4 protein-coding genes are annotated in these 6,063 nt (G+C 73.4%); all 4 read right to left on the reverse strand.

Annotation, left to right across the window (positions count from 1 at the left end; genetic code table 11):
• Positions 1-484 precede the first annotated feature (484 nt).
• Positions 485-2,383 carry a DNA primase gene (gene dnaG, locus GKQ77_RS25590; RefSeq protein WP_219691297.1) on the reverse strand — a complete coding sequence of 633 codons (1,899 nt, stop codon included), beginning with the start codon at positions 2,381-2,383 and terminating at the stop codon, positions 485-487.
• A gap of 54 nt (positions 2,384-2,437) precedes the next feature.
• Positions 2,438-3,700 carry an NAD(P)/FAD-dependent oxidoreductase gene (locus tag GKQ77_RS25595; RefSeq protein WP_219691298.1) on the reverse strand — a complete coding sequence of 421 codons (1,263 nt, stop codon included), beginning with the start codon at positions 3,698-3,700 and terminating at the stop codon, positions 2,438-2,440.
• A 183-nt stretch (positions 3,701-3,883) separates the two neighbouring features.
• The gene (locus tag GKQ77_RS25600; RefSeq protein WP_219691299.1) at positions 3,884-5,266 is read right to left on the reverse strand and encodes a deoxyguanosinetriphosphate triphosphohydrolase; all 1,383 of its coding nucleotides are present in this window, start codon (positions 5,264-5,266) and stop codon (positions 3,884-3,886) included.
• Between the two features lie 47 nt (positions 5,267-5,313).
• Positions 5,314-6,063: sirohydrochlorin chelatase (locus GKQ77_RS25605; protein ID WP_219691300.1), on the reverse strand; the 750-nt coding region annotated here is incomplete at its 5' end.

Raw genomic sequence — 6,063 nt, forward strand, 5'->3', positions numbered from 1 at the left:
CTGCGGGGGCGGGTGCCTGAGCGTCAGGAGGCTCGGCGGGGGCCGGTGCCTCGGATTCGAGGGTCTCCGGGTGCCGGGCGGCGCGGCTCTGTGGAGGGACCGCCTCCAGGACGTCCGTTTCCGCTTCCGCTTCGGCGCGCGCGGCGGTCTCGGTCTGGGTGAGGGTCTGGGTCTGCACGGGGGCGACCTCCAGGGTGATCGCTGCTGAGGCGTGCGGCAACGGGAGAGGGACCACGGCCTCGCCGCTGTCCGTCCCGGACACAATGAGTGGAACGGCGGGGGTGTCGGGCTCGCTGTCTGCCGGCCGGCCGCGCTCCGAGGACTCAGGCACCGCAACCCAGTGTGGGGTACGACACACGGCCGCCACGAGGGGCGTGCGGTGACTTTTTGAGTCCGGTCCGTGACCGCGTGGTTACCCGACGAGTAACCCTTGGCCCGAGGGCCACGCCTTCATCGAGGCGGCGCCTCGGTCAGAACCGCGCCTCTAGAGCGCGTCGGCTCCTCGGTCGCGCAGCGCCTGGCCGTACTGCTGGAGGACCCACAACTCGTTCTGCACGGCGGTCAGTCGCTCTGGGTCACCGCCCGCGCCGAGGCGGGCGAGGCTGCCCTGGACGTCGCGGATGCGGCGGTCGACGGCGCGCAGGCGGACCTGGACGAGCTGCGTGCCCGCGTACACCTCGTCGACGGTCTTGCGCAGGATCGCCTCGACGGCCAGCTCGGTGACCATGCGGCGCACCGTGTCGTCGGGCGCCGCGTCGAGCACGCGCGCGAGGTAGGCCTGCGACTCGGTGATGCCCGCCTCGGCGCCGCCCGCCTCCTCGATGCACTGGCGCACGGCCGCGTAGGGCGGGGCGGTGAACTCGTCCGCTCCGTACGCGTCGAAGGCCGGGGAGACCAACTGGGGGTACTGCAAGGCCAGTTTGAGCAGCTCGCGCTCGGTGCGGTGGGCGGGGCTGCGCAGGGTGAGCGCGGGGCCGCTGGGCGCGGGCGGTCCTTGCGCGTATGTCTGCTGGGGCCTGCCCTGCGGCTGCGCGGGGCCCCGGCCGCCGCGGTCGCGGGCCCAACGGGCCAGCTGGGCCACGCGCTTGACCACGAACTGGGTGTCGAGGATGCCGAGCATGCCGGCGAGCTGGACGGCCACCTCGTGCTGCGCGCCGGTGTTCTTGATGCGGGCCACCACGGGCGCCGCCTCGTCCAGGGCGGCCGCCCGGCCGGCGGGGGTCTCCAGGTCGTACCGCGAGACGATCTGGCGCAGCGCGAACTCGAAGAGCGGCGTGCGGGGCTTGACGAGGTCGGCGACCGCCTCGTCGCCCTTGGCCAGGCGCAGCTCACAGGGGTCCATGCCGTCGGGGGCGATGGCGATATACGTCTCGGCGGCGAACTTCTGGTCGTCCTCGAAGGCGCGCAGGGCGGCCTTCTGGCCCGCCGCGTCCCCGTCGAAGGTGAAGATCACCCGCGCCGAGCCGTTGTCCATCAGGAGGCGGCGGAGGATCTTGATGTGGTCGCCGCCGAAGGCCGTGCCGCAGGTCGCGATGGCGGTGGTGACGCCGGCGAGGTGGCAGGCCATCACGTCCGTGTACCCCTCGACGACGACCGCGCGGGAGGCCTTGGCGATCTCCTTCTTGGCCAGGTCGACGCCGTACAGCACCTGGCCCTTCTTGTAGATCGGGGTCTCGGGGGTGTTCAGGTACTTCGGGCCGTTGTCGTCGTCGCGGAGCTTGCGGGCGCCGAAGCCGACGACCTCGCCGCCGATGTCGCGGATGGGCCACATCAGGCGGCCCCGGAAGCGGTCGATGGGGCCGCGGCGGCCTTCCTGGGAGAGCCCGGAGAGGGTCAGCTCCTTGTCGGTGAAGCCCTTGCCGCGCAGATATCGGGTGAGGTGGTCCCAGCCCGCGGGGCTGTAACCGACTCCGAAGTGCGCGGCGGCGGCCTGGTCGAAGCCGCGCTCGGCGAGGAACTTGCGGCCGATCTCGGCCTCGGGGCTCTCCAGCTGGTCCACGTAGAACTGGGCGGCGATCTTGTGGGCCTCGACCAGGCGGATGCGCTCGCCGCGCTGGTGGCTGGGGTTGTACCCGCCCTCTTCGTACCGGAGCGTGATGCCCGCCTTGGCGGCGAGGCGCTCGACCGTCTCCGAGAAGGTGAGGTGGTCGATCTTCATCACGAAGGCGATCGTGTCGCCGCCTTCCTGGCAGCCGAAGCAGTGGAAGAGACCCTTGCTCGGGCTGACCTGGAAGGACGGGGACTTCTCGTCGTGGAAGGGGCACAGGCCCTTGAGGTTTCCACCCCCGGCGCTGCGCAGCTGGAGGTAGTCGGAGACCACGGCGTCGATCGGGACCGCGTCCCGAACCGCCTTCACGTCCTCGTCATTGATCCTGCCTGCCACGTACGAATACTACGGCTCGCCTGTGACACTCCCGCCCGGGTCGCCGCCCCGCCCTTACTCGAGCAGCGACTCCAGGGGGACGGACGGGTCCGCGAGGCGCTCGATGTCCGGGCGGACGCCCGAGCGGATCAGCTGCTGGATGCTCTCCGTGACGTCCCACACATTCACGTTCATCCCCGCGAGCACCCGCCCCTCGCTCAGCCAGAACGCGATGAACTCCCGCTTGCCGACGTCACCGCGCGCCACCACCTGGTCGTACGAGCCCGGGGGCGCCCAGCCCGAGTACTCGAGGCCCACGTCGTACTGGTCGGAGAAGAAGTAGGGCACGCGGTCGTCCTCGACGTGACGGCCGAGCATGGCGCGGGCCGCCGCCGGGCCGCCGTTCAGGGCGTTGGCCCAGTGCTCGACGCGCAGCCTGGTGCCCAGCAGCGGGTGCTCGGCGGCCGCCACGTCGCCCGCGGCGTAGATGTCGGGGTCCGAGGTCCGCAGGGACGCGTCGACCGCGATGCCGCCGCCGTACGCGGGGGCGGCCAGGGCGAGGCCCGCGGCCTCGGCGAGCGCCGTGCGCGGGGCGGCGCCGATCGCGGCCAGCACGTCGTGCGCGGGGTGCTCCTCGCCGTCGTCCGTCTGCACGGCGAGCACCATGCCGTCCTGGCCGACGATCTCCGTGAGGGACGCCCCGAAGTGGAACCGCACGCCGTGCTCCGCGTGCAGGTCGGCGAACATCTGGCCGACCTCGGGGCCGATGACGGCGTGCAGCGGGGTCGGCTCGCGCTCGACGACGGTGACCTCCGCGCCGTACTCCCTGGCGGCCGCCGCGATCTCCAGGCCGATCCAGCCCGCGCCCGCGATCACCAGGTGGCCGTTGTCCCTGCCGAGTGCCGTCAGGACCTGCCGGAGGCGGTCGGCGTGGGCGAGGCGGCGCAGGTGGTGCACGCCCGCGAGGTCCGTGCCGGGGACGTCGAGGCGGCGCGGCTCGGCGCCGGTGGCGAGCAGCAGCTTGTCGTAGTGGATGACCGTGCCGTCGCCCAGGCGCACGCTCTTGGCCTCGCGGTCGATGGCGACGACGGGCTGGCCGAGGTGCAGTTCCACGTCGGCCTGCGCGTACCACCCCGGTTCGTGGACGAAGACGCTGTCGCGCTGCTCCTTGCCCAGGAGGTAGCCCTTGGACAGGGGCGGGCGCTCGTAGGGGTGGTCGCGCTCGTCACCGACGAGGATCACCCGGCCGGTGAAGCCCTCGGAACGGAGGGTCTCGGCCGCCTTGGCGCCGGCCAGACCTCCTCCCACAATGACGAACGTCTGATGCGCGTCGACCACTTGATGCCTCCTTGCCGGGGGACCGGGGGTGGACCCCGGAAGAACACAGGCTTGCCGCCACAGGGAGCGTCCCGCACAGAGCGTGAGGGGGGAAGGGGGCGTCGCCCCATCCGGCCACTTTCCGTCACGCCCTGTGGTCACTCCAAGGTCGCGGCAAGGTCACTCCCAGGTCGCTCCAAAAGGTCACGTACCGCTGTTCCCGCTGCCCTGTCGTCCAGCCGTCAGCCGGGTGTGCAGCGCGCGGGCGGCCGCGTCCGTGAGGGAGGCGATCTGGTCGATCACCACGCGCTGGGCCGCGCGGTCGTCGTCCGCCGCGTCGTACAGCGCGCGGAACTGCGGGTCGAGCCCGTCGGGGGCGCGCGCGGTGAGCGCCTCCGCCAACTCGGCGACCACCACGCGCTGGTCGGCGCGGAGCCGCTCCTGTGCGGGGCGCTGCATCACATAGCGGTCGGCGACGGCCTTGAGCACCGCGCACTCGTGCCGCGCCTCGCGGGGTACGACGAGTTCGGCGGCGTACCGCGTGAGGGGCCCCGTGCCGTACCGCACGCGCGTGGCGGTCTCCGCGGCCAGACAGAAGCGGCCGATGAGCTGGCTGGTGGCGTCCTTCAGCCGGGCCTGGGCGACGGCCGATCCGTCGTATCCGTGCGGCCACCACTCCTGGTCGAGGAGGCGGTCGAGGGCCTGGGCCAGCTCTTCAGGGTCGGTGTCCTCGGGGACGTAGCGGCCGAGGGCCACGGCGTAGATGTCCTGGCGCTCGGGCTCGGCGTGCAGGGCGTTCGGGTCGATGTGTCCGGCGTGCAGGCCGTCCTCGACGTCGTGGACCGAGTACGCGACATCGTCCGACCAGTCCATGACCTGCGCCTCGAAGCAGATGCGCTGCCCCGGGGCCTCCTTGCGGACCCAGTCGAACACCGGCCGGTCGTCCTCGTAGACCCCGAACTTCGAGGAGTGCGGGTCGGCGGGGTGCGCGCCGCGCGGCCAGGGGTACTTGGTGGCGGCATCCAGGGCGGCACGGGTGAGGTTGAGACCGACGCTGACCAGGTCGCCGGTGGCCTCGGAGCGGACGAAGCGCTTCGGCTCGATGCGGGTGAGCAGGCGCAGCGACTGGGCGTTGCCCTCGAAGCCGCCGCAGCCGGCCGCCACCTCGTTCAACGCCTGCTCGCCGTTGTGCCCGAAGGGCGGGTGGCCCAGGTCGTGGGAGAGGCAGGCGGTCTCCACCAGGTCGGGGTCGCAGCCGAGGGCCGCGCCCAGCTCGCGGCCCACCTGGGCGCACTCCAGGGAGTGCGTCAGCCGGGTGCGGGCGCTGGCGTCCCAGGCCTGGCTGCGGGTGCCGGGCGTGACGACCTGGGTCTTTCCGGCGAGGCGGCGCAGCGCGGCGGAGTGCAGCACGCGCGCGCGGTCGCGCTGGAAGGCCGTGCGTCCCGGCCTCTTGTCGGGCTCGGCGGCCCATCGCTCGACGGCCGCTTCGTCGTAGGCGTCGTAGGCGTCATAGGCGCGGTGCGCCTCGTGCCGCGTGTTCGGTGCCGTGCTGTTCCTTGCCGGGCCGTTCGGTGCTGTGCCTTCCATGCACCGACAGTAGACGCAAGCAGTGACAAAGAGGATCTGGCCTCTCGTCAGACCGCGGTCAGGCGGCGCTGTTCGGCCACGGGCGGGGCGGTACGGGCCTGGTCGTAGCGGTGCAGGACGAGGCGGGCGAGCGCCGGGTGGGCGCCGAGCGGGGCCGCGGCGATCCAGGGCGCGGCGGCGGCGCTCTGGGTGGCGAAGCGGCCGGGTGCGGTGAAGTACGCGGCGACGGCGACGCGGGTCCTGCCCTGGTCGGCCAGGGCCTTGAGCGCCTCGGGCACGGGGCGGGCGCAGGCCGCGGTGGGCGCGGCGTAGGCGGGGACGACGGGGACGCCGAGGCGGTCGGCGAGCAGCGCGGCGGCGGCCTCGGTCCCGGCGGCAGACTCCGGGTCGCGGGAGCCGGCGGCGGCGAGGACGACGGCGTGGTGGCGGCGCGCGGTGGTGCCAAGGGGCAGCGGGGGCCAGCCCGCCTGGACGAGCCGGGCGTGCAGGGCCTCGGCGAGCAGCGGGTGCGGGCCGAGCGGGGCGGCGACGCGGGTGTCGAGGTGGGGCGCGTCGGCGGCGGCCGCCGGGATGTCGTGTTTGACGTGCTGGCCCGGGCTCAGGAGCAGCGGCACGAGCACGGCGCTGCCGCCGCCTGGCCGCGCGGCGAGGGTGTCGGTGAGCAGGGGCTCGTTCAGCTCGATGTGCCCGAGCCGGACGGGGAGGCCGGGCCGCTGCTCGCGGATCCGCTCGGCGAGGGCCGTGACGGTGGCGAGGGCGCGGGGGTCGCGGCTGCCGTGGGGGACGAGGATGAGGGT

It is taken from the genome of Streptomyces anatolicus, from assembly GCF_019400875.1.
Taxonomy (GTDB): Bacteria; Actinomycetota; Actinomycetes; order Streptomycetales; family Streptomycetaceae; genus Streptomyces; species Streptomyces anatolicus.

What these genes read in the sequence shown, in the direction of transcription:
- GKQ77_RS25600 (WP_219691299.1), bottom strand. Translation starts at nt 5,266, where the DNA reads ATGGAAGGCACAGCACCGAACGGCCCGGCAAGGAACAGCACGGCACCG.